Source organism: Microvirga medicaginis, from assembly GCF_052658925.1.
Genome location: NZ_JBQWEL010000005.1, coordinates 184,065 through 209,904, shown reverse-complemented (window position 1 = coordinate 209,904; position 25,840 = coordinate 184,065). Strand labels below are relative to the sequence as shown.

The following is a 25,840-nucleotide window of genomic DNA, read 5'->3' as shown; positions in this document are numbered from 1 at the left end:
GCGGAGGGCAGAGATGCCCTCCGTTTCTTTATCTATCCTCTTACATCGCGAGCCTTCCATGAAAGCGACCTCCCGCACCGGCGGCCAGATTCTTGTCGATCAGCTTACTCTGCACGGAGTCGATCACATCTTCTGCGTTCCGGGCGAGAGCTATCTCGCGGCCCTGGACGCGCTGCATGATGCGAACATCAACGTCACCGTCTGCCGCCAGGAAGGTGGTGCTGCGATGATGGCCGAGGCCTATGGCAAGCTCACCGGCCGTCCCGGCATCTGCTTCGTCACCCGTGGCCCCGGCGCGACGAACGCCTCGCCCGGCATTCACATCGCGAAGCAAGACTCGACGCCGATGATCCTCTTCGTCGGCCAGATCGAGCGCGGCATGCGCGAGCGTGAAGCCTTCCAGGAACTCGACTACCGCGCCGCCTTCGGCCCGCTCGCCAAATGGGCGACGGAGGTGGACGATCCGGCTCGCTTCCCCGAAATCATCTCGCGCGCCTTCCATGTCGCGACGTCAGGCCGCCCTGGCCCTGTCGTGATCGCGCTGCCGGAAGATGTGCTCACCGAGATGGCGAACGTCGCCGACGCGCCGCGCTATCAGGTGATCGAGACGCATCCGTCGCTCGCGCAGATGGCCGAGTTGCAGAAGCTGCTGCAGGGCGCGAAGAATCCTGTTGCGCTCCTCGGCGGCAGCCGCTGGTCCGAGGTCGCGGTGCAGCGCTTCGTGCGCTTTGCCGAGCGCTTCGAGCTGCCGGTCGCCTGCACCTTCCGCCGCCAGATGCTCTTCCCCGCCGATCATGCCTCCTATATCGGCGATCTCGGCCTCGGCGTGAATCCGAAGCTTTTGGCGCGCATCAAGGAAGCCGATCTCGTCCTGCTCGTGGGTGGTCGTCTCTCCGAGATCCCGAGCCAGGCCTATACGCTCCTCGATATTCCGGCTCCGCGCTCGACGCTCGTTCACATCCATCCCGATCCGAGCGAACTCGGCCGCGTCTATTCTCCGCATCTGGCCATCAACGCCTCGCCCATCGCCTTCACGGCAGCGCTGGAAGGCGTGCATCCGCCAGCCTCACTGCCCTGGAGCGAGAGCACCAGGACCGCGCATGCCGATTATCTCGCCTGGAGCAACCCGGCGCAGATCCGCGTGCCGGGCCATCTGCAGATGGGCGAGGTGATGGCGCACCTGCGCGAGGTGATGCCCTCCGACACGATCTACTGCAACGGCGCGGGCAACTTCGCCACCTGGGTGCACCGCTTCTGGCCTTTCCGGCATTACGGCACGCAGCTTGCGCCGACCTCCGGCTCCATGGGCTACGGCGTTCCTGCCGCCGTCGGCGCCAAGCGCATTCAGCCCGACAGCACGGTGGTGGTGTTCGCGGGCGACGGCGACTTCCTGATGAACGGTCAGGAATTCGCGACCGCCGTGCAATACGACCTGCCGATCCTCGTCATCCTGCTTGATAACGGCATGTACGGCACGATCCGCATGCACCAGGAGCGCGAATATCCGGGTCGCGTCTCGGCGACGATGCTGAAGAACCCGGACTTCGCGGCCTATGCGAAAGCTTTCGGCGGCTATGGCGAGCGTGTGGAGACCACCGAGGATTTCCCTGCCGCACTCCAGCGCGCTCTGACCTCCAGCAAGCCTGCGATCCTGCACTGCATGCTCGACCCCGAGGCGATCACGCCCGCCCTGTCGCTCTCCGCGATCCGCGACAAGGCGCTGTCGGATAAAAAATGAGCACTGTCATTCCGGGGCGAGCGCAGCGAGAGCCCGGAATCCATAAACACGACGCAAAACAAGAAAGGCGCTACGGTGATCGTAGCGCCTTTTCCTTTTATCATTGTGGTTATGGGTTCCGGGCTCGGCCCTTGGCCGACCCGGAATGACAGTGCTGTACAGGCTTATGCCGCCTTCGCTTCGTCGAGATGCTTCGCGACGAGGCTGCGCAAGCTGCGCAGGTCCTTCACGAAGGAGCGGATGCCTTCGGCGAGCTTTTCGGTCGCCATCGCGTCCTCGTTGAGCGCGAAGCGGAAGGTTTTCTCGTCCATGCGCGGCAGAGGCGCGATCCTCTCGACGCTCTCCGGTGACAGCTTGCGCGGCAGCTCGCCTTCCGCCTTCGCCAATTCGTCGAGGAGCGCGGGCGAGATGGTGAGGCGGTCGCAGCCGGCGAGCGCTTCGATCTCACCGATATTGCGGAAGGAGGCGCCCATCACCACGGTCTTGAAGCCTTGCGCCTTGTACGAGGCGTAGATGTTGCGCACGGAGATCACGCCCGGATCGGTCTCGCCCGTATAGGGGCCGCCGCCCGCCTTCACGTGCCAGTCGAGGATGCGGCCGACGAAGGGCGAGATGAGGAACACGCCCGCCTCCGCGCAGGCCTGCGCCTGGGCCATGGAGAACAGGAGGGTGAGATTGCAGTCGATGCCTTCCCTCTGGAGGATCTCCGCCGCGCGGATGCCCTCCCAGGTGGAGGCGATCTTGATGAGGATGCGCTCGCGCCCGACGCCGCGCTCCTCATAGGCCTTGATGATCTCCCGCGCCGTGGCGATCGTTCCTTGCGTGTCGAAGGAAAGGTCCGCATCCACCTCCGTCGAGACGCGGCCCGGCACGATGCCGGCGAGCTCCGCCCCGAAGGCAACGGCGAGGCGGTCGCAGATGGCCGCCACGACGCCCTCGCGCGATCCACCCTGCTTCCGGCCCCAGGCCAGGGTCTCCTCGAGGAGGTGCCCATAGGCAGGGTTTTCGACCGCCTTCAGCAGCAGGGTCGGGTTGGTGGTGCAGTCCTGAGGCTTCAGGCGACGCACCGCGTCGAGATCGCCGGTATCGGCGACGACCACCGTCATGGCGCGCAATTGGTCGAGCTTGGAGGGCATTCCGGTCTCCGTGGATTTTTTTCTAGTGTCAGACTTAGTGGTTTGAGGGGCCTGAGTGAAGGGAAAATGCGTCACATGAAAAGGCCGCGATTCGCCTTCACCCGGTCGAGCATGAAGGCATGGACCTCGGCAATGCGGTGGAGGCTGCGGACCTCCGCATGGGTGACGATCCAGTAGGTGCGGGTGAAGAAGATCTCCGGCAGCACCACCTTCAGCTCCGGATATTGTCGGGCGGCGTAATCGTGAAGGATGCCGATGCCGACCCCTGCCCGCACGGCTTCCAGCTGCGCCACCACGCTGGCGCATTCGTAGCGCCGGGGGCCGTATTTCTCGAGGCCGGAGAAATATTCCAGCGCCGGACTGAAGATGAGGTCGGGCACATAGGTGACGAGCAGACGGCCCGACAGGTCCTCCGGGACGGCGGGAACCCCATGCCGTTTGATATAGTCTTGCGAGGCGTACATCCGCAGCCGGTAATCGGTGAGCTTGCGCGAGACGAGCCGCCCCTCCGTCGGCTGCTCGACGGTGACCGCGATGTCCGCCTCGCGCTTGGAGAGGGAGAAGGTGCGCGGAAGCGCCACGAGCTGGATCGTGAGATCGGGATGGCGCTCGGCCAGCGCGCCGAGCTCCGCCGCCAGAAAGTAGGTGCCGAGGCCGTCCGGCGCGCCCACGCGTACGGTGCCGGACAGCGCAAGATCGGAGCCGCCTACTTCGCTGGCGACCGCCAGAGCCTGACTTTCCATGCTCTCGGCCTTCGCCAGCAGACGCTCTCCCTGCTCGGTGAGGGTGTAGCCTTGAGGCTTTCGCTCGAAGAGCTTGGCCTGAAGCGCCTTTTCAAGAGACGAGATGCGGCGGGAAACCGTGGTATGATCGGCCTCCAGGCGACGGGAGGCGACCGTCAGCCGGCCCGCTCGGGCGACGGCGAGGAAAAAGCGGAGATCGTCCCAGTCGAAAGCGCTCATGCCGACGGTTTAGCATATTGGGATTTTTGCACAACGGAAGCCTACCTTCGCCCATAGTCGTGCAGTTTCGACAATGCTAGAACAGGACACCTAAATCAGGAGAGAAACGCCATGCGCGAAGTCGGACATTTCATCGGCGGCAAGCAGGTTCGGGGCCAATCGGGCCGCACGGCCGACGTGTTCCAACCGATGACGGGCGAGGTCATCGCTAAAGTCGCACTCGCTTCCAAGGACGAGCTGCGCCAGGCCGTCGAGAATGCCAAGGCCGCCCAGCCCGCCTGGGCCGCCACCAACCCGCAGCGCCGCGCCCGCGTGATGATGAAGTTCCTCGAACTCATCGCCAAGGAGATGGATTCGCTGGCCGAGCTGCTCGCCCGCGAGCACGGCAAGACCATTCCCGACGCGAAGGGCGACATCCAGCGGGGCGTCGAGGTGGTGGAATTCGCCTGCGGCATCCCGCACCTCATGAAGGGTGAGTTCACGGAAGGCGCCGGCCCCGGCATCGACATTTATTCGATCCGCCAGCCGCTCGGCGTCGTGGCCGGCATCACGCCGTTCAACTTCCCCGCCATGATCCCGATGTGGAAGTTCGCGCCTGCCATCGCCTGCGGCAACGCCTTCATCCTCAAACCCTCCGAGCGCGATCCCGGCGTGCCGATGCGCCTCGCCGAGATCATGGTCGAGGCGGGCCTTCCCGCCGGTATCCTCAACGTCGTCAACGGCGACAAGGAAGTGGTGGACGCGATCCTCGACGATCCGGACATCAAGGCCGTGGGCTTCGTCGGCTCCTCGCCGATCGCCCAGTACGTCTATTCCCGCGCCACAGCGCATGGAAAGCGCGCGCACTGCTTCGGCGGCGCGAAGAACCACATGATCATCATGCCCGATGCCGATCTCGATCAGGCGGCTGATGCGCTCATCGGTGCCGGCTACGGCTCGGCGGGCGAGCGCTGCATGGCCGTGTCGGTTGCCGTTCCGGTCGGCAAGGCCACCGCCGACGCGCTGATGAACAAGCTGATCCCGCGCGTGGAGAGCCTGAAGGTCGGCCCCTCGACCGATCCGTCCGCCGATTACGGCCCGCTCGTCACGAAGGCCCACATGGAGAAGGTGCGCGCTTACGTCGATCTCGGCGTGCAGGAAGGCGCGAAGCTCGTGGTCGACGGCCGCGGCTTCAAGATGCAGGGCTACGAGAACGGCTTCTACATGGGCGGCTGCCTCTTCGACGAGGTGAAGCCCGAGATGCGCATCTACAAGGAAGAGATCTTCGGTCCCGTTCTCTCGGTCGTGCGCGCCAAGAACTACGACGAGGCGCTGCGCCTGCCCTCCGAGCACGAATACGGCAACGGCGTTGCGATCTACACTCGCGACGGCGACGCCGCCCGCGACTTCGCTTCACGCGTGAATGTGGGCATGGTCGGCATCAACGTGCCGATCCCGGTTCCGATCGCCTACTACACCTTCGGCGGCTGGAAGGCCTCGGGCTTCGGCGATCTCAATCAGCACGGCCCGGACGCGATCCGCTTCTACACCAAGACGAAGACGGTCACCTCCCGCTGGCCGTCCGGCATCAAGGAAGGCGCGGAATTCTCCATTCCGACGATGAAATAAGAACACTCATGGTGGCCGGGGCTCGTTCCCGGCCATCTTGTTTATGGGCGCATCTTTTCGGCGGCGACCTGAGACTACTTCGCCGATAGATGCTCTAGATCCAAAGTCGGGGTGCACGAGGCGCCCCTCTCATGCCGATTTAGAGCCATGACACAGTTCTCCTTGACCGAAGACCAAATCGCCGTCCGCGACATGGCCCTTGCCTTCGCGGCGGACAACCTTGCTCCCCATGCGCTCGAATGGGACGAGAAGAAGCATTTTCCCGTGGACGTGTTGCGCGAAGCAGCAAGCCTCGGCATGGCCGCGATCTACACCCGCGACGATGTGGGCGGCTCGGGCATGACGCGGCTCGACGCGGCGCTCATCTTCGAGGCGCTCGCCACCGGCTGTCCCGCCATCTCGGCGTTCCTCTCCATCCACAACATGGTCGCGTGGATGATCGACCGCTACGGATCGGAAGAGCAGCGCCAGCGTTTTCTGCCCTCTCTCTGCACGATGGAAACCATCGGCAGCTATTGCCTCACCGAGCCGGGCTCGGGTTCTGACGCGGCGGCGCTGAAGACCCGCGCCGTGCGTGACGGCGATCACTACATCGTCAACGGCGTGAAGCAGTTCATCTCGGGTGCCGGCACATCCGACATCTACGTGACGATGGTGCGCACGGGCGAGGAAGGCCCCTCCGGCATCTCGACGCTCGTGATCGAGAAGACCATGCCCGGCGTCTCGTTCGGCGCGCAGGAGAAGAAGATGGGCTGGAACGCACAGCCCACCGCCGCCGTGATCTTCGAGGACGTGCGCGTGCCCGTGGCGAACCGCCTGTCGGACGAGGGCATGGGCTTCAAGATTGCCATGTCGGGCCTCGACGGCGGGCGCCTCAATATCGGCGCGTGCTCCCTCGGCGGCGCGCAGGCAGCCCTCGACAAGGCGCTCGCCTATGCAGGAGACCGCAAGGCCTTCGGCAAGCGCATCGTCGATTTCCAGGCGCTGCAGTTCAAGCTCGCCGACATGGCGACGGAACTCGAAGCAGCACGCACCTTCCTGTGGCGCGCGGCTTCCGCGCTCGACGCCAAGGCGCTCGATGCCACGAAGCTCTGCGCCATGGCCAAGCGCATGGCGACCGACACAGGCTTCGAGGTGGCAAATGCCGCGCTGCAGCTCCATGGCGGCTACGGCTATCTTGCCGATTACGGCGTCGAGAAGATCGTGCGGGACTTACGCGTGCACCAGATTCTCGAAGGCACCAACGAGATCATGCGCCTCATCGTGGCGCGCGATCTGGTGGGACGTGGCAATCGGTAAGTGGTGGTTGGCGGGTGACGCAGACGCCGGCAACGGCGCCTCACCACCAGCCACAAACTGCTCACGACCATCCAATCAAGAAAACACGGAACGGAGGAACCATGACCAACATTGCCTTCATCGGCCTCGGCAACATGGGCGGACCCATGGCCGCCAATCTCGCCAAGGCAGGCCATGCCGTCACCGGCTTCGATCTGTCGCCCGCGTCCTGCGATCACGCGCGCTCGGACGGCGTGAGCGTCGCAGGCTCCACAACTGACGCGGTGCGCGATGCGGAGGTCGTGATCACCATGCTGCCCGCCGGCAAGCATGTGCTCTCGGTCTGGACCGACATCCTGCCCTCCGTCAGGGAAGGCACGCTTCTCATCGACTGCTCCACCATCGACGTGGAAAGCGCCCGCAAGGCGCATGTCATGGCGCGCGAGCAGGAGCGCAACCTCATGAGCCTCGACGCGCCCGTTTCCGGCGGCGTCGGCGGCGCGAAGGGCGCGACGCTCACCTTCATGGCAGGTGGCGCCAAGGAGGCGTTCGACCGTGCCGAGCCCATTCTGGCCAAGATGGGTAAGAAGGTCGTTCATTGCGGCGAGGCCGGCGCGGGGCAGGCGGCGAAGATCTGCAACAACATGATCCTCGGGATTTCGATGATCGGTGTCGCGGAGGCCTTCGTTCTGGCCGAAAAGCTCGGACTCTCGCATCAGGCTCTGTTCGACGTGGCCTCCACCTCTTCGGGCCAGTGCTGGTCGCTCACCACCTATTGCCCCGTTCCCGGCCCGGTGCCGACCTCGCCCGCGAACAACGGCTACAAGCCGGGCTTCGCGGCAGCTTTGATGCTGAAGGATCTGAAGCTCGCTCAGGAAGCGGCACTCGCCTCCGGTGCCTCGACGCCGCTCGGTGCAGAGGCTGCTCAGCTCTACGCGCTCTTCAACGGCGCAGGCCACGAAGGCGACGACTTCTCCGGCATCATCAACTTCCTGCGCGGGCAGAAAGGCTGACTGGGATCTCTCTCGTCATGGCCATCCCCGGACTTGATCCGGGGATCGTTCCTGGCCAACCGGCTTTCGACCCACTCAAACTGCATCGGGATCAACGGCACAAGGCCGGTGATGACGAAAAGGGTGAGGGGACCCTGTGCCCTCGGGAACAGCAAAGGTTTTCGGATGTGTTGCACCGCACCTACAGCTTTTGAACCCCACATCCATTAGCTTAACCTCTCCTTGATCGCCCAACCTAGGGTTGCTCGCCTGCATGGTCCGTTCCGCCCTTCCTACGGCCAGTCCGTCCGCCGACGCCGCCGCCCTGCTGCGGCGCCTTGGCTTCGCGATTCTGCTGTTTGCCATTCCGCTGGCTGCCCTCTTCACCCGTCGCGCCCTCGTGGTGATGGCTCCCCTGGCCGTGGCCCTCATCGTCCTCGCGGCCTTTCTCGACGGCACAGCCAGGAACCCATGGCAGAGAACCGTCAGCTTCGTGACCTCGCGGGCTGGGCTCTCCGGACTCGTTCTGGTGTTTTGGGCCGGGCTCTCCCTGATCTGGACCCCCTTCGTGCCGCAGGCTTCGGAGCGGCTCCTCAACATCATCGCCATGGGTCTGATGGCCTTGGCGGGATATCTGGCACTGCCGGAACGGATGCGCTCGGCCAATCTCTACCTGCTGCCCCTCGGCGTTGGTCTCGCCGCCCTGATCGCCATCGCGATGCTGTTCCGGGAAGGCGGAAATTTCGACCCTGACGGAACCGGCGTGGAGCGGGGCATCGTCGTGCTCGTCCTGCTGCTCTGGCCCGCCGTGACCTGGCTCCATTCCCGCGGACGCAACCTCGAGGCCGTGACCCTCGCCCTGGCAGTGGCGGTGAGCACCTTCCTGACAATGGATGAATTGCCGCTCATCGGCCTGACCACCGGCGCCGTCGCCTTTGCCCTGACGGCGATGAGCCCGAGAACCGGCACCCGCCTGATCGGCCTCCTCATGGCGGTCCTCCTGATTGCCGCTCCGGCCCTGCCATTTCTGCTGAAGCCTGTTGCCGGGGGTATTCTCGGATCCACCTCCCACGCTGTGGCCAGCCTCGATGCATGGCAGGCGCTCATTCTCAAGGAACCCTTACGCCTTCTGACCGGCCACGGCCTGGAGACAGCCTGGCGCGGACGCCTGTTCGGCCTCGTGCCTCCTGCAGCTCCCTTCAGCGTCCTGTTCGATATCTGGTACGAACTTGGCGTCTTAGGAGCCGTCTCCGGTGCTATCCTGCTCTCTCAGGCGGCTTTCAATGCAGGTGGAGACCGTCCGATCCTTGGCCCGGGAATCATGGCGTCCTTCGCCTCGGCCTTCGCCCTTGGCGCCTGCGGCATCGGCACCGCCCAGGTCTGGTGGTTCACCGCGCTCGTCGTGCTGGTCCTGGTCTTCGTGGCGGTCGAGCGCGGACAATTCCGCACGAAGCGGCCGAAGGCCATCCTGCGCCGCCTGCGCTGAGACGAAGCGCATCGTCCCTTGAGGATTGACCGGCGCCCCCTGCCTCTGGTTCGCTAGAGCATCGGACCCAAAAGTGGGATGCACTTTTGGGATCCATCCGATGCTCATTCTTGAGAGGAGCGCATCGTTGATTGCGGAAAACCGGATCCACTTTTCCGCACGATGCGCTAAAGGCTTATCGATTCACGCAAAGGATGTCCCATGCCCATCATCAACCGCGTTGCCGATCTGGCCGATGAGATCACGGCCTGGCGCCGGGATTTTCACGAGAATCCCGAGCTCGAATATGACGTGCATCGTACCGCCGGGATCGTGGCCGAGAAGCTGAAGAGCTTCGGCTGCGACGAGGTGGTGACCGGCATCGGCCGCACGGGCGTGGTCGGCGTCATCAAGGGACGGGTCAATTCATCCGGCAAGGTGATCGGCCTTCGGGCGGACATGGACGCGCTGCCGATCATGGAAGCCACCGATCTGCCCTACACATCGAAGGCGCCGGGCAAGATGCATGCCTGTGGCCATGACGGCCACACGGCGATGCTCCTGGGCGCGGCGAAATATCTGGCTGAGACGCGCAATTTCGACGGCACGGCGGTCGTGATCTTCCAGCCGGCGGAGGAAGGCGGCGGTGGCGGCGACGCCATGGTGAAGGACGGCCTCATGGAGCGCTTCGGCATCCAGGAGGTCTACGGCATGCACAATTGGCCGGGCATCCCTGTCGGCCATTTCGCCATGCGCACGGGCCCCACCATGGCGGCGGCCGATCGCTTCACGATCACCATCGAAGGCAAGGGCGGCCACGCGGCCTATCCGCATAAATGCATCGATCCCATCGTCACGGCGTCGCACGTGATCACGGCCCTGCAGAGCGTCGCCTCGCGCAGCGTCGACCCGCTGGAATCGGTGGTCGTCTCCGTCTGCACCATCAAGGCGGGCGACACCTTCAACGTGATCCCGCAGACGGCAACGCTGCTCGGCACCGTACGCACGCTCTCACCGGCCATTCGCGAGCTGGCAGAGACCCGCATCCGCACCATCGTCGAGAACACCTGCGCGGTTTTCGGCGCGACGGCGACCATCCAGTACAATCGCGGTTACCCGGTGACGGTGAACGATGCGGAGAAAACCGGGTTCGTCGCCTCCGTCGCGAAAGCCGTCGCGGGCGAGAGCGCGGTGGAAACGAACTTCCCGCCGGAGATGGGCGCGGAGGATTTCTCCTACATGCTGGAGAAGCGCCCGGGCGCCTACATCTTCCTCGGCAACGGAGACACGGCAGGCGTGCATCACCCGGCTTACGACTTCAACGATGCCGCCACGCCCTATGGTGTGTCGCTCTGGGCGAAGATCATCGAAACCGGAATGCCGGCCCGCTGAACGGCTTCGAAACAAAAACGCCGCCGGATCATCTCCGGCGGCGATTTTCTTTCTCAACCCTGCGTTCTGCTAATGCAAAACCATCGACGTGAACGGAGACACGTAGGCCTGCAGCATCACGAGCATGCCCACCAGGCAGGCGAGCACGATGGAGTGCCAGAACACGAAGCGCAGGATGCTGCCCTCATGACCGAACCAGTTCGTCGCCGTGGAGGCCACGACGATGGACTGCGCGTCGATCATCTTGCCCATCACGCCACCGGATGAGTTCGCGGCGGCCATGAGAATAGGCGACAATCCGAGCTGCTCGGACGTGATCTTCTGCAATCCGCCGAACAGCACGTTCGAGGCTGTGTCGGACCCCGTCAGCGCCACGCCGAGCCAGCCGAGCAAGGTGCCGAAGAACGGATAGAGGATGCCCGTTCCGGCAAAGGCGAGACCGAGCGTGGCATCGAGGCCCGAAAAGCGTGTCAGCGTGCCGATGGCCAGCATCGCCGCGATGGTGATGAGCGAGTAGCGCAGCACCCAGATCGTCTCGAACCAGGCCGTGATGAGCCGCAACGGCGAGAAGCCCATGACCAGGCCGGAGATGATCGCCGCGATCAGCACGCCCGTGCCCGTGTAGGACATGTAGGTGAAGGCGAAGACCGCAGGCTCCGGCGTCGGATTGGCCACGATGGGCGCCACCTTCTGCACCATGTTGTGCAGGCCCGGAATCGGGTAGCTCCAGGTGAAGATCGGGTTGACGAGCGACTTGAACCAGCCCGTGCCCCAGATCGCGACGATCACCGACAGGATGATCCACGGCACCCAGGCCCAGATGATCTCGTTGCGGGACGCCTGCGGCGTCACATTGGCCGTGCCGGCGCTCAAAGGCGCGGGCCGCGTCAGAGTGCCCGCGGAAACGTCGTGCGTGCGCAGAGCCGGGGAGGTCCAGATCTCTCTCGGATGCCAGATCCGCATGAAACCGACGAGGCAGGCCATGGAGATGAGGGAGGCGCCGATATCGACGATCCACGGATTGATGTAGTTCGAGATCAGGAACTGCGGGATCGCGAAGGAGACACCGCAGATCAGGATTGCCGGCCACACCTGCAGCATGCCGCGAAAGCCCGCGAAGACCCAGATCAGCCAGAACGGTACGATCAGCGAGAAGAAGGGCAGCTGGCGGCCGACCATCGCGCCGAGCACGTAAGGGTCGAAGCCCGTGACGGAAGCAAGGCCCTGGATCGGCGCGCCGAGCGCGCCATAGGCCACCGGAGCCGTGTTGGCGATGAGCGAGAGACCGGAGGCGGCGAGCGGCGAGAAGCCGAGGCCGATGAGGATCGCGCCCGTCACGGCAACCGGCGTCCCAAAGCCGCCGGCGCCTTCGAAGAACGCGCCGAAGGCGAAGGCGACGAGAAGCAGTTGCAGACGGCGATCCGTGGTGATGCCACCGACGGATTGCTGAAGCGTGGCGAACCATCCCCTCTCCACCGTGAGCCGGTAGAGGAAGATGACGTTCAGGATGATCCAGCCGATCGGGAACATGCCGGTTGCAACGCCGAACAACGCAGCACGCGTGGCAAGCCCGGCGGGCATCGTGAACAGGAAGACGGAAACGGCAATCGCCGCCAGGAGGGCGATCACGGCGGCGATATGCGCCTTCACTTTGCCGGAGGCGATCATCACCAGAAGCAGGACCACCGGAATGGCCGCTGCTATTGTCGACAACGTGGCGCTGCCGAACGGATTATAGACTTGGCTCCACATGGGCTTTTCCCCTGAACCCGCCAGCGCAAGCTGGCACACATGGCGAGGCGGTCAGGCCGGAGCGGTCGTTCCGCCTTCGGGAAAAGCTAGAAGGTTATTCCAGTGCGGCAATATGGACTTAAGGGGAATCTTGATCTGAGCGCCCATCAATCCTTGTTGGAGCAGGCGAGCAGACCTTCCAGATCGATGTAATGCCCGGCGCGATCCCGCTTGGCGGCGAGGTAGCTCACGTTCTCCGCCGTCGGGCGCCCCAGCACGCGGTGGTCGGAGATCACCTGAAGGCCGGATTCCGAGAGCGCCCGGATCTTCTCCGGATTGTTGGTCATGAGATGCACCGCGCTCACACCGAGCTTCTTCAGCATCACGGCAGCGAAATCGAAACGGCGCTGATCCGCCTCGAACCCTAAGACCTCATCGGCCTCGTAGGTGTCGTAGCCCTGGGACTGGAGCTTATAGGCGCGGATCTTGTTGGCGATGCCGTTCCCCCGTCCTTCCTGATCGAGATAGAGCAGGATGCCGCCCTCGTTATTCGCCATGAAGCGCACGGTCTCGCGCAGCTGGTCACCGCAATCGCATTTGAGGCTGCCGAAGAGATCGCCCGTGAGACAGGCGGAATGGAGCCGCACGGTCACGGGCTTGGAGAGATCGGGCTTGCCGACGATGATCGCCACCTGATCGCGCAGGCCCTCGCCTCCGCGGAACACGACGAACTCGCTGGTGGGCGCACCTTCGAGCGGCACCGGCGCACGGCTGACGAGGGAGAGATCCGCCGCCTTGGCGCGGCGATAATCGCGAATGGCTGTCCCGGAGACGCGCACCAGGGAGGGATCGATGTCGATCCCGTCGGACAGAGGCACCACGATCACGGCGGGCAGGACCAGGGAGAGGCGGGCGAGCTCCAGCGCCTCCTCGTCCAGGCCGCAGGCCGGCCGGACCGGCGCATCGATGCGGCTGTCGAGCTTGAGGGCCAGCGCCTCGATCCGCTCCCGCTCCACGACCGGCAGAGCCACACGTCCGGGCACGTCCCGCTCGAGCCCCAGACGGCGCAGGCGCGCAGCCGGCAGCACGAGATGGGCACGGCCTCCGGCGACGGCCTCGATCTCGGCAGTCCTGGCCTCATCCAGGTCCTCGACGCCGACCACGAGCGCGCTGCCATCAGCCCTGTCGATCACGACGGGACGGGCGCTGCGGAACTCCATGATCGCCCGCTCGACCGAGGTCGTGGCGGGATTGTCGGACAGGCTCAAAGTCAGGCGCATCATCGATGAACTCAGGGAAGACCCTTTTCGTGATGGAGAATTCGGGCACCTGGCTGCTTAAAGCCAAGCTTGCCGCTTGGAGGGACCTTATCACAGGCGGGCCTGGAACTCTAATCCTGGAGATGGGATGGCTGCCATGCCCTATCAACAGGCCGGCTCGACGGAGCCCCTCAGCCAAGCTATCTGTGCCGTTCGATACGGCTCAGACAGTTTTTCCAAAAGATGGTTTTGATGGTCCGCACGCTCCTCCCCCGGTTTCTCGCTCTCGGCTTCCTCGGCCTCACCTCCCTGGCGCAGGCCGCTACCCTCGACGGCTTGGCCGTTCAGGTCACCAATACGAGCGAGCCGGTGCTCTGCGCGGAAAAGGACAATGTGGCCGTCAATTTCGCCTCGCCCGAGGTGAGGAGCTTCAGGATCGAGGCCGTACACCCGGCCTATATGGGCAGCCTGAAACAGGACCGCTGGGAGCCGGACTGGACGGCCTGCGAGGATATCTCGGAAGCGACCTCCGCGAAGCCGCACCCTGTGATGCACACGCTCTTCGAGGACGATCAGGTGCGCATCATGGGCCTCTCCTTCACCGAATTCTGGCGCCCGAGCGACACCACGGTGACGATCGGCGGCAAGGTTTCACGCGACATCCACCTGCTGCAGCTTCTGAAGAAGCACAAGGGCAAGGCGGAAGAGGTGATCGCCCTGTATCCGGGCGACGGCTACTGGCGCATCAAGCCGCTGCCGCCGCAACACCTGGAATGGACAGCCTACGGCTCGTCCTTCATCGTCGGCCCCGTGGAGTTCGATCAGCGCCCGGTGACAAACCTGAAGGATGTGGCCTTCGACCCCAAAACCATGAGCTTCACGCTCACCCTCGCCAAAGGCGGACAGGCCCGTGTGACGGTCGTCAATCTCAACGAGGAGCGCATGACGCTCGACGTAAGCTTCGATCAGACGGTCACCGGCGTGCCCTTCGCCACGCTGCGCTCGATGTACGTGACTGAGTTCAACGCCGATGTGGCGCGCATCGCCGTGCGCGAAGAGAAGGCCCGCTCCTGGCGCGAGGAGATGATCATGAATTTCCGCGACGCGAAGGCGACCGATGCCTGGATGGGACGGCTCGTGCCCTCCCGCCACAACACCAGCGCACCGGACATGATGTTCAACCATTTCCGCGCGGAACCGGCCCTTTCGCGGTAAGAGCCGCTCAATCCTGCCCCGGTCGAAAACTCTCCTCCGTCATCCCGTCTTCTGGCGCGGTGGTTCAAAGACGTGGATGGCCGGGACAAGCCCGGCCATGACGACGGGAGAAGGACCAATCCCAAAAGTGCAGATCCACTTTTCTCGTCCGGTGCTCTCACGCGGGATCAATTCTTTTCTTTGCTGAGACGCATTTTTTGACGGCGAACCGGATCCACTTCGCCGAAAAATGCTCTGGCGCTGAACCACCGGCGCATCGCAGCCACGGGCCGCCCGTCGATCAGCATGAGACCCGCCGCGATCAGTCCCATGCCCGCCATGTGCCGCATTTCCAGCGTCTCGCCGAGGAGCAGAACACCGAAGAGAATGGCGCTGACCGGAATGAGGAAGGTCACGAGGCCCACATTCGTCGCCCCCGCCCGCGCGAGCAGGCGAAAGAAGATGAGATAGGCGAACGCCGTCGAGACGAGCGCAAGGGCAAGCAGCGACAGAATGGTCGTCATGCTCGGCATGTGCAGAGTCCAGGGCCTGTCGACGATGAAGCTCACGGGCAGGAGAATGCAGCTCGATGCCGTGACCTGCCCGGCGGCCGCCACGAGGGGCGGAATGCCGAGTGTCTTGAAGCGGCGCCCGAACACGCCGGAAAAGCCATAGGACAATGCTGCGCCCAGGACCGCGAGCTGTGCCAGAACATTGGTGTTCAGCGATGTGAGGGCCGCCGAGCCGATCATCACCGCGACGCCGATGAAGCCGACGATCACGCCGCCGAGGCGCGAGCCGGTGAGCTTTTCATCGCTGGTCAGGTAATGCGCCACGACGACCGTGAAGAGTGGCGTGGTGGCGTTGAGGATCGAGGCGAGGCCGCTTGCGATGTGGCTCTGGCCCCAGACGATCAGGCTGAAGGGAATCACATTGTTGAGGATGCCCATGCCGAAAAAGGCGGCCCAGGCCTGACGCTCGCGCGGCAGGCGCATGCCCATGGCCCGGAGCACGATCTGCAGGGTCAGCGCAGCCAGCGAAACCCGCAGCGCCACGATGACGAGCGGCGGCAATTCCTTGACTGCCACGCCGACGAACAGGAAGGAGCCGCCCCAGATGACGGAGAGCAGGCCGAGCAGCGCCCAATCGGAGGCTGCGATGGTCTTTTGGATGGGCGCTTGAGTCATGAGGCTGTCCCGGATGTTTGGAGACATCTCATGCCATAGGAGAGAGGCGTCCGCGACCCGATTTCTGTGATGAATGTCATCGGCTGTGGAGCGGCCCGAAGTCTCCCTTCAACAACATCCTCCAAGGTATTGAGATAGCTTATCCCAGCGTGCCGGGCCGGATGGATTTGCCGCCATCGGAGGCAAGATGTTGCGCGAGACAGAGCTCAATTTCGCGAAAGGGTCTCGAAGTGAGACCCGATGCTCAACATGACTGTCTGCTGAGCAGGCTGCTTAGAGCACCAGACGTGAGAGGTGGAATCCGCTTCGGAAACCCGTGTTTTCGACGCGCGGGAGCTTAGGACGTGGATGGCCGGGTCTGATCCCCGGATCGAGTCCGGGGACGGCCATGACGTGGGCGGGAACCGAAATAGCCCCTCTCGTCATCCCCGGACTTGTGCCGGGGATTCACGTCTTCTGGCCGTATCGCTTCCGACGCATGATGCCCGCACCGCAGAAGCAGATTGGAAAGATTTGATTTACGAAGATTGTGGATCGCTCCGGACCTTTACCGCTCGTTCATCCCTTGAGCCGAGGTTAGAGGCCTCACCCGCCCCTGGAAGCCTCCAGCATGAACCTGCAGAGCTCTCACCACCCGTCCTACAGCGCCGGCGATCACCGTTATGGCCAATCGCGCAGCTCCGTGCGGTCGAGTTTCTGCATCATGCCGCATACACAGCGGCCGGAGCGCAATGCCAGCTTCATCTTCGGCCGCTCGGATTCGCGCATCCGCCCGTTGCTGAACCAGGCTGAGCGGAACAGGATGCATCTCTGGTCCATGATTATCGCGCTGGCCTCATCGGCCGCCGGCACGACCCTTCTTCTGACCGCCATCCTGCGATGATGTCTCCTTAACGGAGGGGCCAGAAGACCATGATCAGCGGCGTTCCGACCACCACCACGATGAGCGAAAGCGGCAGGCCAAGCCGCCAGTAATCGCCGAAGCGATAGCCGCCGGGACCCATCACCAGGGTATTGCATTGGTGGCCGATGGGCGTGAGGAAATCGCAGGCCGCCCCGATCGCCACCGCCATCAGGAACGCATCGGGCCTGAAGCCGAGCTGCGTGGCGAAGCTCGCCGCGATGGGCGCCATCACGAGCACGGTCGCGGCATTGTTGAGGAACGGCGTCACCGCCATGGCCGCCACCATGATGAGCACGAGCGCGCCGGTGGGCGGCAGCATCTGCGCCGCTGATGACAGCCAGCCCGCGATCAGATCCGTACCGCCCGTGGTGCGGATGGATTCACTGACCGGGATCAGCGCGCCGAGCATGACGATGATCGGCCACTCGATGGTCTCGTAAGCCTCGCGCAGGGTGAGTGCCCCGGAGAGAACGAGCAGCACGCCGGCGCCGAAGAAGGCGATGGACACAGGGAGCACGTTGAACGCGACGAGCACCATCGTGACGCCGAGAATGGCGATCGGCACGAAGCTCCTGCGGGCGTTGCCGAGACGGATCTCGCGCTCGGCCAGGGGAAGGCAGCCGAGATCGCGCAGGGTATCCGGCAGCCTCTTGAGATTGCCCTGCAGCACGAGCACATCGCCGGGCCGCAAGGTGATGGTGCGAAGGCGCTCCTTGAAGCGCTCGCCGCTGCGGCTCACGGCAATGAGGTTCACACCGAATCGCTCGTAGAGGCCAATCCGTTCGGCCGACAAACCGGCGAGCGCGGAGCTCGGACCGACGATGGCCTCGATCACCCCGATCTCGTCCGAAGCCTCGTCCGTTTCAGGCTGGCGATGCTCGCGACTGAGCTTGAGGCCGGCGCGGGCCACGGTGCTCTCGAGCGCCTCGGATTCGCCCTCCAGCATGAGAAGATCGTTCTCGCGGATCCTGACGTCCGGCAGCGGGCTGGAGCTGCGCGTCTCGTTGCGGATGATGGCCGCCACCTTCACCTCGCCATTGGCGAGCCGGTGCAGGTCCGCCACCGTCTGCCCCACGACATCGGATTCAGGAATGACGCGCGCTTCGGTGATGTAGTCCTTGATGTTGAGCGCCTCGTCCAGCGAGGCCGCGCCCTTGCGGCCCTTCGGCAAAAGACGATAGCCGAAGGCCAGAAACGCCACGCCCGCCAGCGCGATGCCGACGCCCACCGGCGTGAAATCGAACATGCCGAACGGCTCGCCCAACAGCTCGCCTCTCACCCGCGACACGATGATGTTGGGCGAGGTGCCGACCAGCGTGACGATGCCGCCGAGCAGCGAGCCGAAGGCCATGGGCATGAGGAAGCTGGAGGGCAGCGTGTTCGTGCGCCGCGCGATCTGGAACGCAACGGGGATCATCATCGCCAGTGCGCCGATATTCTTCACGAAGGCGGAGAGCACCGTCACCGCCGTAACCAGAACGATCACCTGACTCTGCTCACTGCGCAGATAAGGCGCCACCCGGTTGAGAGCGGCCTCCAGCACGCCGGATTTCGCCACCGCCGCGCTCACCAGAAGCGCGCTGGCGACGATGATGACGATATCGTCGCTAAATCCCGAGAACGCCTTGTCGGCGGGCACGATGCCGACCAGCACCGCCGCCAATAGCGACAGGACCGCGACGAGATCGTACCGGAAGCGTCCCCAGACGAAGAGCGCCATCATCCCGGCGATGATGGCGAAGGAGAGCATTTGCTGATGGGTCATGGAGGACGCGCGAAAGAGGAGAACCTTGCTCCTAACGCGCGACCGCCCTTCTTTGTGCCCGGCCCCTGATACGGGCCCCTGGCGCGGGAAAGCCTGCTTACTGCCCCAGCACGAGAGCCCAATAGCGGCCGTAGCGGTTGTTGGCGTCGGCACGGGCAAAGCCGATTCTGCTGGCCTGAGGCATCAGCAGATTGGTGTTGTGGCCGGGAGAATTCTTCCACCGGGTGATGGTGCCGTCGACGCTATCCGCGCCCGCCGAGAGATTTTCGGCCGAGTAGCCGATGACGCCGAACTTATCCATGCGGCCCGCGAAATTGCCGTGACTGAGCTTGCCGGCGGCCGCCACCACGCGCGCCTGGTATTCCGCTGCCTCATTGAGCTTCGGGTCGACCGTCACCGGGCTCAAGCCCCTGGAGACGCGGTAGGCGGAGATGAGCTTGGCGGCCTCCGCGGCATCTTTGGTGGAGCTGGCGAGAACGACGTCCCCATTGTTGAGCGCCGTATCGCCGGCGCAGCCCGCAAGCGCCAGCACGATCAGGGCCGAGACGAAAAGAACACGCATCGATATTCCCCTTGGGGGCGGCTTGAGACACCGCTCCTCTTGCAAAAAAGTCCCGTGGTGGTCATGTGGAAAAGCCACGACCCGATGCGCTGAATGCCATGCTGCAGCGCGAGGGTCCAGACCATCCCCTTGTTCCTTTCCGCGTCAGCTGAGCGCATGTCCCTGCCCTCCTCTTCCCTCAAGGCCGCCATTGTCGGCGGGGGCCCTGCCGGCCTGATCGCGGCGGAAGTTCTTGCGCGCGCGGGCGTCGCGGTGACCGTCTACGACCGGATGCCCTCGGTCGGGCGCAAATTCCTGATGGCGGGACGAGGCGGCCTGAACCTGACCCATTCCGAGGATTTCGAGCGATTCGTCACCCGCTATGCCGAGGCCGAACCCGCCTTGCGCCCCCTCATCGAAGCCTTCACTCCGGAAGACCTGCGAGCGTGGTGCGAGGGCCTGGGGCAGGCGACCTTCGTGGGCTCGAGCGGACGCGTGTTCCCGAAGGCCTTCAAGGCCTCCCCTCTCCTGCGGGCCTGGCTGACACGGTCGGAGAGCCTTGGTGTGCGCTTTGCCCTGCGGCACACGTGGCAGGGCTGGGATGCGCAAGGAGCCCTGGTCTTCACCGATGCCGCAGGCCGGACTGTCAAACGTAAGCCGGATGCGACCATCCTCGCCCTCGGCGGAGCGAGCTGGCCCCGCCTCGGCTCGGACGGCTCCTGGGCCGGCGTGCTTCAGGCCAAGGGTATCGCTGTCGCGCCCTTACGCCCGGCCAATATGGGCTTCGTCCTGCCCTGGTCGGAGGTGATGCGCAGCCGCTTCGAGGGCGAGCCCCTGAAACGAATCGCCCTCACCTTCGAGGGCGTGACGGTGAAGGGCGAAGCGATCGTCACGGCGGACGGCATCGAGGGCGGCGCGGTCTATGCCCTCTCAGGTCCCCTGCGCAACGTGATCGAAGGTAAGGGCAGCGCCACGCTTCTCGTGGATCTGCGGCCCGACCTCTCCCTGGAAACCCTCGAAAAGCGCCTGAGCGCCCCCCGCAAGGGCCAGTCCGCCTCCACCTTCCTGCGCAAGGCGGCGGGCCTGAGCCCCCTCGGCATCGCCATTTTACGCGAATCAGCGCCCCAGCTGCCGGCGGAACCCGAGGCTCTCGCCCGGCTCATCAAGGCCATGCCGCTGACGCTCACCGGCACGAAACCCTTAGAAAGAGCCATTTCCACGGCAGGCGGGGTGCCTTTCAGCGAACTCGACCCAAACCTCATGCTCAGGCGCATGCCGGGGGTCTTCGTGGCGGGCGAGATGCTGGATTGGGAGGCCCCGACCGGCGGCTACCTGCTCCAGGCCACCTTCGCCACCGGCATCGCGGCGGCCAAAGGCGTGCTTTCCTTCCTTCGGATTCCCGATGCCGCATTGACCTCGAATCCGTCATCGGCCACACGGCATACGTGATCGATCCCGCTCAGATTCTCCACGACGTCTTCGGCTTTCCCTCCTTCCGCGAAGGACAGGAGGAGATCGTGCGCGCCGTCTTGTCCGGAGAGGACGTGCTCGCCATCATGCCGACGGGCGCGGGCAAGTCGCTCTGCTATCAGCTGCCGACCCTGGCCCGGGAAGGCCTGACCCTCGTGGTCTCGCCTCTCATCGCCCTCATGCGCGATCAGGTGGCGGCCCTGCGCCATTTCGGCATCGAGGCGGGAAGCCTCAACTCCGCCAACGACCCGGAGGAGAACCGCCGCGTAGCGGACGCCGTGCGCGATGGGCGCATGCGCATTCTCTATGCCTCGCCCGAGCGCCTGGCGAATACCGGCACCACCGAATGGCTCGGGCGCTCCGGCGTGAACCTGCTCGCCATCGACGAGGCGCATTGCGTTTCGCAATGGGGCCACGATTTCCGCCCCGAATACGCCATGCTCGGCGAGGTACGCCGTCGTCTCGGCAACGTGCAGACCATCGCGCTCACCGCCACCGCCGACGTGGCGACGCGCGGCGACATCATGTATCGCCTGTTCGAGGAGGAACCGCGCCTCTTCATCCACGGCTTCGACCGCCCGAACCTGCGTCTTGCCATGCAGGCGAAGGAGCATGCGCGCCGTCAGCTTTTCTCCTTCCTCGACAAGCACCGGCACGAGAGCGGCATCGTCTATTGCTCGTCGCGCGATGCGACGGAGAAGCTCGCGGATTCGCTGAGCCAGGCAGGTTATCGCGCGCTGCCCTATCACGCCGGCATGCATCAGGCCGAGCGCGCGAAGAACCAGGACATCTTCCTGCAAGAGGACGGCGTGGTGATGGTCGCCACCGTCGCTTTCGGCATGGGCATCGACAAGCCCGACGTGCGCTTCGTCGCCCATGCGGCTTTGCCGAAATCCATCGAGGCCTATTACCAGGAGATCGGCCGCGCGGGCCGCGACGGCGCGCCTGCCGACACGCTCACTCTCTATGGCCTCGACGACATGCGCCTGCGCCGCCTGCAGATCGAACAGAGCGATGCGGCCGGCGAGCAGAAGCGTGTCGAACTCCAACGCCTCAATGCGCTCGTCGCCTTGTGCGAGGCACCGCGCTGCCGCCGTCAGACGCTGCTCGCCTATTTCGGCGAGACCACCGAGCCTTGCGGCAATTGCGATCTGTGCATCGAAGGCGTCATGTCCTTCGACGGCACCATCGAAGCGCAAAAGATTCTCTCGGCCATCGTGCGCACCGGCGAGCGTTTCGGCACGGAGCACCTCATCAGCATCCTCGTGGGCGACGGGACGGAGGCGATCCTTCGCTTCGGTCACGACAAGCTGAAAACCTTCGGCGTCGGAAAGGACCGCTCCAAGAACGAATGGCGCTCGCTCCTGCGCCAGATCTACGCCGCCGGGCTTGTGAGCCTGGAGCTCGCCGAATACGGCCGCTGGACCCTGACCGACAAGGGCGTCGCCGTGCTCAAAGGCCAGGAGCGGATCGAGCTGCGCTCCGACGTTCTCATGAAGCCTGCCGATCGCCGCCGCCGTCGCTCGCGCATCGAAGCGGAAGCCATCGTGCCGTCCGACGATCCGCTGCTCCTCGATCTCAAGGCGCTGCGCACGCGTCTGGCGAAGGAGGAGGGCGTGCCGGCCTATGTGATCTTCTCCGACCGCAGCCTCATCGACATGGCGGCGAAACGCCCCACGACCGTGCACGCTTTCGGAGAGGTTCACGGAGTCGGACAGGCGAAATTGGATCGCTATGCGGATGCGTTTCTCGAGGTCCTGAAAGCGCACGCGGCTTGAGGTTCTGAAAGCAGACCTCCCCCGTCATGACCGGGCTTGTCCCGGCCATCCACGTCTTTAGGAACGCTGCGCCAACAAGGCGTGGATCACCGGGACAAGCCCGGTGATGACGGCGAGACTTCCACCTCCACCCATCGCCCTTCATGCGCGCTACACGCCATGGCAGCGACCGTCCGCTCGATGCGGATGCCCTCTTCGAATTCGATGAGGTGCGCCTTCTCGCCTGCGATGCGACGGATGAGTTCTCGGCATTCGATGATTTTCAGATCGTTGAAGCCGAGGCCGTGGCCAGGTGCGGGGATGAACCTGTCATAAGGCGGGTGCTGCGGTCCGCTGAGAATCGTGCGGAAGCCCTGTGTCTCCCTCGACCCATCGGCCGTATAGAGCTGCACCTCGTTCATGCGCTCCTGATCATAGACGATGGTTCCTTTCGAGCCGAAGATCTGCACGAAGATGCGGCCCTTTCGCCCCCAGGCCGACCGGTTGAGGGCGAGCACGCCGGAGGCGCCGTTCTCCAATTCCATCAGCACGGTCGCAATGTCGTATGTTTCCACGGCACGGCGGCCGCCACCCTGCAAAGGGCGATCCGAGTAGGGCTTTGCCATATGGCCGCACACGCGGCGCACACCGCCGAGCAGCACCCGCAGAAGACTTAAAGGATGAACGCCGAAATCGTCGAGCGCGCCATGGCCTGATGAGGCCTCGCTCTTCCAGTAGAAGAGATCCTCAGGGTCCGCCATGAAGTCCTCATCCATCTCGAGGCGCACATGATTGACCGCGCCGATCTGCCCTTCGTCGAGAAGGCGGCGGATCAGGCGCATGACCGGGTTCTGGATGTAGTTGTAGCCGAGCGCTGCGACCTTGCCGGAGGCACGCGCGGCAGCCAGCATGCGCTCCGCATCCGCCAGCCTCACCGCCATGGGTTTTTCGCACCACACATGCTTGCCGGCCTCCAATGCCGCAATCGCCATCTCGGGATGGAAGGCATTGGGCGTGGTGATCGAGACGACGTCGACATCAGAATCGTTCACGAGACTGCGCCAATCACCGGTCGCGCACTCGAATCCGAGCTCCCGTGCCTTTCTCTCCGCGAGATCCTGCGAGGCCTCCGCCAGCACCGCAAGTCGTGGGCGGGAAACGTCGCCGAACACGGACGCGACCGCGTTCCAGGCAAGCGCGTGGCACTTGCCCATGTAACCCGTGCCGATGAGACCGATGTTCAGAGACTTCATTCGTCATGCTCCTGAAATGATGGCAGAGCGCCTATCAGCCCTGCGGCGTCATGGCCGGGCTTGACCCGGCCATCCGCGCCTTGGGACACGTCGCGCTAACAAGACGTGGATTCCCGGAACAAGTCCGGGGATGACGAGGAGCGATCTTGGTCAACCTCTCACCCAGTCATTCCACCCCTCCCCGCAAGAAGAGGGAAAGATGATCCCGTACGCACTGGATCCTCCTTCGAGACGCAGACTTCATCTGCTCCTCAGGATGAGGGCGTGCTGACGGCAATGGCTAAACCATTCCCCCAAGCTCTTTCGAGACGGCCTGCAGCTCCTTGCCGCCGGCCATGAGGTTCTGCAGCTCGTCGATGGCGATCTCGGACTTGGCGTAGGTGCCAAGCGTCTTGCCGCGGTTGAGCACCGTGAAACGGTCTCCCACCGCATAGGCATGACGCACGTTGTGCGTGATGAAAATCACGCCGAGACCCTTCTGTCGTACTTGGTGGATATATTTCAGCACCATGGAGGTCTGCGCGACGCCGAGCGCGGAGGTCGGCTCGTCGAGGATCAGGACCTTCGCGCCGAAATAGACCGCGCGCGCAATCGCCACGCATTGGCGCTCTCCGCCGGACAATGTGCCCACCGCCTGATGCGGATCGCGCACGTCAATCCCGATCTTGTGCATCTCCTCGCGGGTGACCGCGTCGCAATGGTCGAAATCCACATGGCGGAAGGGCCAGACGCCCTTCACCGGCTCGCGTCCCATGAAGAAATTGCGCGTCACCGACATGAGCGGGATCATCGCAAGATCCTGGTAGACCGTCGCGATGCCCGCATCGAGCGCGTCGCGCGGGCTCGTGAAGGAGACGGGCTGTCCCTCCACCAGGAACTCGCCCGAGGTCGGCTTGTGCACGCCAGCCAACGTCTTGATGAGGGTGGACTTGCCGGCGCCATTGTCGCCGAGCAGGCACATCACCTCGCCGCGATGGACGGAGAGCGACACGCCCGAGAGCGCGATGACAGAGCCGAAATGCTTGACGAGATTGCGGATCTCGATGAGCGGAGCTTGTGTTTCCATCAGCGCTCTCCCGTCACCTTGCGGCGGATGTAGTTGTTGAAGAGAACGGCGAGCAGCAGCATGGCTCCTAAGAACACCTGGAACCAATCCGAGTCGAAGCGGGTATAGGTCAGGCCGATCGACACCATGCCGAAGATGATGGCGCCGAAGAACGCGCCGATGGCCGAGCCGTAGCCGCCCGTGAGCAGGCAGCCGCCGATCACGGCCGCGATGATGGCTTCGAACTCCTTCTGGAATCCGCGCCTTGCATCGGTCGAGCCCGCATCGAGCACGGTGAGGATGGCAACCAGCGCCGCGGCGCAGGCGGTGAGCATGAAGAGGCCGGTTTTCACGCGATCCACCGGCACGCCGGAATTGCGCGCCGCATTGGCATCCCCGCCCGCCGCGAAGATCCAGTTGCCGGCGCGCGTGCGCAGCAGAATCCACGTCGCCACGAGCGCGAAGCCTATGAACCAGAGAATGGAAACCGGAACGCCGGTGACCGTGGGGGTTCCGTTCGGAAATTTTGCAATGAGGTCATGGGCGGCGAGCCAGGAGAAAAGCCCCTCCAGCGCGGTGCCTGAGAAGATCTCGCGCACGACATCCTCGTTCGCTTGCGCGCCGATGCCGCGCATCTGCGTGGAGCCGCCGGTCGCCCATTTGAGACCGACGAGCGACAATCCGCGCAGGATGAAGAGGAAGGCGAGCGTGACGATGAAGGACGGCAGCCTTGTGCGAATGACGAGCTGCCCGTTCAATCCACCAAGAATCGCCGCGACCACGAAGGTCGCCGCAATCGCCAGCAGCAGCGGCCAGCCGGTGAGAGTCACGAAGCTGCCGAAGACGAGGCCCGTGAAGGCGACCATGGAGCCGATGGAGAGATCGAACTCGCCGTCGATCATCAGCAGCGCCGCCGCGATGGCGAGAATGCCGAGCTGCGACGCAGGCGAGAGAATGTTCATGATGCCCGCCAGCGTGAACATCGACGCATCGGCGGTGGAGGCGAAGAAAATCGCGACCAAGATCAGACCGGCGAGCGCGCCGAGCTCGGGGCGGCGCATGATCTTCGTCAGGAGGGAAACCTCTTTCAGGCGCTCGTCCTGGATCTTCTTGATGGCAGGAGCCGGAGGCAGATCGGCGGTCGGCTGGGTGGTGTTCACCAT

20 protein-coding genes are annotated in these 25,840 nt (G+C 64.3%); 10 read left to right on the top strand and 10 right to left on the bottom strand.

The genetic code is table 11. The features are described from left to right. The first annotated feature begins 58 nt into the window (after nt 1-58). Nucleotides 59-1,738 carry a thiamine pyrophosphate-binding protein gene (locus ACUXUR_RS09545; RefSeq protein WP_445502109.1) on the top strand — a complete coding sequence of 560 codons (1,680 nt, stop codon included), beginning with the start codon at nt 59-61 and terminating at the stop codon, nt 1,736-1,738. Between the two features lie 164 nt (nt 1,739-1,902). Here ACUXUR_RS09545 and tal read toward each other — a convergent pair whose 3' ends face one another. Beyond that, nucleotides 1,903-2,874, bottom strand: a complete 972-nt coding sequence (tal, locus tag ACUXUR_RS09540) for a transaldolase (RefSeq protein WP_445502108.1) — start codon at nt 2,872-2,874, stop codon at nt 1,903-1,905. 71 nt (nt 2,875-2,945) lie between these two features. Beyond that, complete coding sequence (locus tag ACUXUR_RS09535) at nt 2,946-3,836, bottom strand: LysR family transcriptional regulator (RefSeq protein ID WP_445502107.1); 891 nt, start codon at nt 3,834-3,836, stop codon at nt 2,946-2,948. Nucleotides 3,837-3,947: 111 nt separating this feature from the next. Here ACUXUR_RS09535 and ACUXUR_RS09530 point away from each other — a divergent pair, with 111 nt between their 5' ends. The 5 genes from ACUXUR_RS09530 (at nt 3,948) to ACUXUR_RS09510 (ending at nt 10,571) form a co-directional block, all read left to right on the top strand. Next, a complete protein-coding gene (locus ACUXUR_RS09530) occupies nt 3,948-5,444 on the top strand; it encodes a CoA-acylating methylmalonate-semialdehyde dehydrogenase (protein WP_445502106.1) in 1,497 nt (498 codons plus the stop codon). Between the two features lie 147 nt (nt 5,445-5,591). Further along, nucleotides 5,592-6,743 (top strand): isobutyryl-CoA dehydrogenase, encoded by a 1,152-nt coding sequence (locus ACUXUR_RS09525; RefSeq protein WP_445502105.1) that lies wholly within the window; start codon nt 5,592-5,594, stop codon nt 6,741-6,743. A gap of 101 nt (nt 6,744-6,844) precedes the next feature. After that, nucleotides 6,845-7,735 (top strand): 3-hydroxyisobutyrate dehydrogenase, encoded by an 891-nt coding sequence (gene mmsB, locus ACUXUR_RS09520; RefSeq protein ID WP_445502104.1) that lies wholly within the window; start codon nt 6,845-6,847, stop codon nt 7,733-7,735. 253 nt (nt 7,736-7,988) lie between these two features. Continuing rightward, the gene (locus ACUXUR_RS09515) at nt 7,989-9,200 is read left to right on the top strand and encodes a peptide ABC transporter permease (RefSeq protein WP_445502103.1); all 1,212 of its coding nucleotides are present in this window, start codon (nt 7,989-7,991) and stop codon (nt 9,198-9,200) included. 201 nt (nt 9,201-9,401) lie between these two features. Then, on the top strand, nt 9,402-10,571 hold the full coding sequence (locus tag ACUXUR_RS09510; protein WP_445502102.1) for a M20 aminoacylase family protein: 1,170 nt from the start codon (nt 9,402-9,404) through the stop codon (nt 10,569-10,571). A gap of 69 nt (nt 10,572-10,640) precedes the next feature. Here ACUXUR_RS09510 and ACUXUR_RS09505 read toward each other — a convergent pair whose 3' ends face one another. Further along, nucleotides 10,641-12,323 (bottom strand): L-lactate permease, encoded by a 1,683-nt coding sequence (locus tag ACUXUR_RS09505; RefSeq protein ID WP_445502101.1) that lies wholly within the window; start codon nt 12,321-12,323, stop codon nt 10,641-10,643. 146 nt (nt 12,324-12,469) lie between these two features. Beyond that, nucleotides 12,470-13,582 carry a GTP cyclohydrolase II RibA gene (gene ribA / locus ACUXUR_RS09500; protein WP_445502167.1) on the bottom strand — a complete coding sequence of 371 codons (1,113 nt, stop codon included), beginning with the start codon at nt 13,580-13,582 and terminating at the stop codon, nt 12,470-12,472. Between the two features lie 231 nt (nt 13,583-13,813). On the opposite strand from ribA, the gene ACUXUR_RS09495 reads away from it, so the two are divergent. Continuing rightward, nucleotides 13,814-14,776, top strand: coding sequence for a hypothetical protein (locus ACUXUR_RS09495; protein WP_445502100.1), 963 nt, complete (start codon nt 13,814-13,816; stop codon nt 14,774-14,776). A gap of 167 nt (nt 14,777-14,943) precedes the next feature. Here ACUXUR_RS09495 and ACUXUR_RS09490 read toward each other — a convergent pair whose 3' ends face one another. After that, nucleotides 14,944-15,942, bottom strand: a complete 999-nt coding sequence (locus tag ACUXUR_RS09490) for a DMT family transporter (RefSeq protein ID WP_445502099.1) — start codon at nt 15,940-15,942, stop codon at nt 14,944-14,946. 610 nt (nt 15,943-16,552) lie between these two features. Here ACUXUR_RS09490 and ACUXUR_RS09485 point away from each other — a divergent pair. Further along, a complete protein-coding gene (locus ACUXUR_RS09485) occupies nt 16,553-16,825 on the top strand; it encodes a hypothetical protein (protein WP_445502098.1) in 273 nt (90 codons plus the stop codon). Nucleotides 16,826-16,832: 7 nt separating this feature from the next. On the opposite strand, the gene ACUXUR_RS09480 is transcribed toward ACUXUR_RS09485, so the two are convergent. Both ACUXUR_RS09480 and ACUXUR_RS09475 read right to left on the bottom strand, forming a co-directional pair. Further along, nucleotides 16,833-18,611 carry an SLC13 family permease gene (locus ACUXUR_RS09480; protein ID WP_445502097.1) on the bottom strand — a complete coding sequence of 593 codons (1,779 nt, stop codon included), beginning with the start codon at nt 18,609-18,611 and terminating at the stop codon, nt 16,833-16,835. A gap of 97 nt (nt 18,612-18,708) precedes the next feature. After that, nucleotides 18,709-19,173 (bottom strand): CAP domain-containing protein, encoded by a 465-nt coding sequence (locus tag ACUXUR_RS09475; RefSeq protein WP_445502096.1) that lies wholly within the window; start codon nt 19,171-19,173, stop codon nt 18,709-18,711. A gap of 156 nt (nt 19,174-19,329) precedes the next feature. On the opposite strand from ACUXUR_RS09475, the gene ACUXUR_RS09470 reads away from it, so the two are divergent. Continuing rightward, nucleotides 19,330-20,601 (top strand): BaiN/RdsA family NAD(P)/FAD-dependent oxidoreductase, encoded by a 1,272-nt coding sequence (locus ACUXUR_RS09470; RefSeq protein ID WP_445502095.1) that lies wholly within the window; start codon nt 19,330-19,332, stop codon nt 20,599-20,601. Continuing rightward, a complete protein-coding gene (recQ, locus tag ACUXUR_RS09465; protein ID WP_445502094.1) occupies nt 20,598-22,400 on the top strand; it encodes a DNA helicase RecQ in 1,803 nt (600 codons plus the stop codon). The genes ACUXUR_RS09470 and recQ overlap by 4 nt, the downstream gene beginning before the upstream one ends. An 86-nt stretch (nt 22,401-22,486) precedes the next feature. On the opposite strand, the gene ACUXUR_RS09460 is transcribed toward recQ, so the two are convergent. The 3 genes from ACUXUR_RS09460 to ACUXUR_RS09450 all read right to left on the bottom strand — a co-directional run bounded on the left by ACUXUR_RS09460 (nt 22,487) and on the right by ACUXUR_RS09450 (nt 25,840). Continuing rightward, nucleotides 22,487-23,632 carry a Gfo/Idh/MocA family protein gene (locus tag ACUXUR_RS09460; protein WP_445502093.1) on the bottom strand — a complete coding sequence of 382 codons (1,146 nt, stop codon included), beginning with the start codon at nt 23,630-23,632 and terminating at the stop codon, nt 22,487-22,489. A gap of 280 nt (nt 23,633-23,912) precedes the next feature. Further along, a complete protein-coding gene (locus ACUXUR_RS09455; RefSeq protein WP_445502092.1) occupies nt 23,913-24,698 on the bottom strand; it encodes an ATP-binding cassette domain-containing protein in 786 nt (261 codons plus the stop codon). Continuing rightward, nucleotides 24,698-25,840: an ABC transporter permease gene (locus ACUXUR_RS09450; RefSeq protein ID WP_445502091.1), complete on the bottom strand. Its 1,143-nt coding sequence runs from the start codon at nt 25,838-25,840 to the stop codon at nt 24,698-24,700. The genes ACUXUR_RS09455 and ACUXUR_RS09450 overlap by 1 nt, the downstream gene beginning before the upstream one ends.

Excerpts from the sequence above, each read along its gene's own strand:
- ACUXUR_RS09545 (WP_445502109.1), top strand. The coding sequence starts at position 59 with ATGAAAGCGACCTCCCGCACCGGCGGCCAGATTCTTGTCGATCAGCTT.
- tal (WP_445502108.1), bottom strand. The coding sequence starts at position 2,874 with ATGCCCTCCAAGCTCGACCAATTGCGCGCCATGACGGTGGTCGTCGCC.
- ACUXUR_RS09535 (WP_445502107.1), bottom strand. The coding sequence starts at position 3,836 with ATGAGCGCTTTCGACTGGGACGATCTCCGCTTTTTCCTCGCCGTCGCC.
- ACUXUR_RS09530 (WP_445502106.1), top strand. The coding sequence starts at position 3,948 with ATGCGCGAAGTCGGACATTTCATCGGCGGCAAGCAGGTTCGGGGCCAA.
- ACUXUR_RS09525 (WP_445502105.1), top strand. The coding sequence starts at position 5,592 with ATGACACAGTTCTCCTTGACCGAAGACCAAATCGCCGTCCGCGACATG.
- mmsB (WP_445502104.1), top strand. The coding sequence starts at position 6,845 with ATGACCAACATTGCCTTCATCGGCCTCGGCAACATGGGCGGACCCATG.
- ACUXUR_RS09515 (WP_445502103.1), top strand. The coding sequence starts at position 7,989 with ATGGTCCGTTCCGCCCTTCCTACGGCCAGTCCGTCCGCCGACGCCGCC.
- ACUXUR_RS09510 (WP_445502102.1), top strand. The coding sequence starts at position 9,402 with ATGCCCATCATCAACCGCGTTGCCGATCTGGCCGATGAGATCACGGCC.
- ACUXUR_RS09505 (WP_445502101.1), bottom strand. The coding sequence starts at position 12,323 with ATGTGGAGCCAAGTCTATAATCCGTTCGGCAGCGCCACGTTGTCGACA.
- ribA (WP_445502167.1), bottom strand. The coding sequence starts at position 13,582 with ATGCGCCTGACTTTGAGCCTGTCCGACAATCCCGCCACGACCTCGGTC.
- ACUXUR_RS09495 (WP_445502100.1), top strand. The coding sequence starts at position 13,814 with ATGGTCCGCACGCTCCTCCCCCGGTTTCTCGCTCTCGGCTTCCTCGGC.
- ACUXUR_RS09490 (WP_445502099.1), bottom strand. The coding sequence starts at position 15,942 with ATGACTCAAGCGCCCATCCAAAAGACCATCGCAGCCTCCGATTGGGCG.
- ACUXUR_RS09485 (WP_445502098.1), top strand. The coding sequence starts at position 16,553 with ATGAACCTGCAGAGCTCTCACCACCCGTCCTACAGCGCCGGCGATCAC.
- ACUXUR_RS09480 (WP_445502097.1), bottom strand. The coding sequence starts at position 18,611 with ATGACCCATCAGCAAATGCTCTCCTTCGCCATCATCGCCGGGATGATG.
- ACUXUR_RS09475 (WP_445502096.1), bottom strand. The coding sequence starts at position 19,173 with ATGCGTGTTCTTTTCGTCTCGGCCCTGATCGTGCTGGCGCTTGCGGGC.
- ACUXUR_RS09470 (WP_445502095.1), top strand. The coding sequence starts at position 19,330 with ATGTCCCTGCCCTCCTCTTCCCTCAAGGCCGCCATTGTCGGCGGGGGC.
- ACUXUR_RS09460 (WP_445502093.1), bottom strand. The coding sequence starts at position 23,632 with ATGAAGTCTCTGAACATCGGTCTCATCGGCACGGGTTACATGGGCAAG.
- ACUXUR_RS09455 (WP_445502092.1), bottom strand. The coding sequence starts at position 24,698 with ATGGAAACACAAGCTCCGCTCATCGAGATCCGCAATCTCGTCAAGCAT.
- ACUXUR_RS09450 (WP_445502091.1), bottom strand. The coding sequence starts at position 25,840 with ATGGTGAACACCACCCAGCCGACCGCCGATCTGCCTCCGGCTCCTGCC.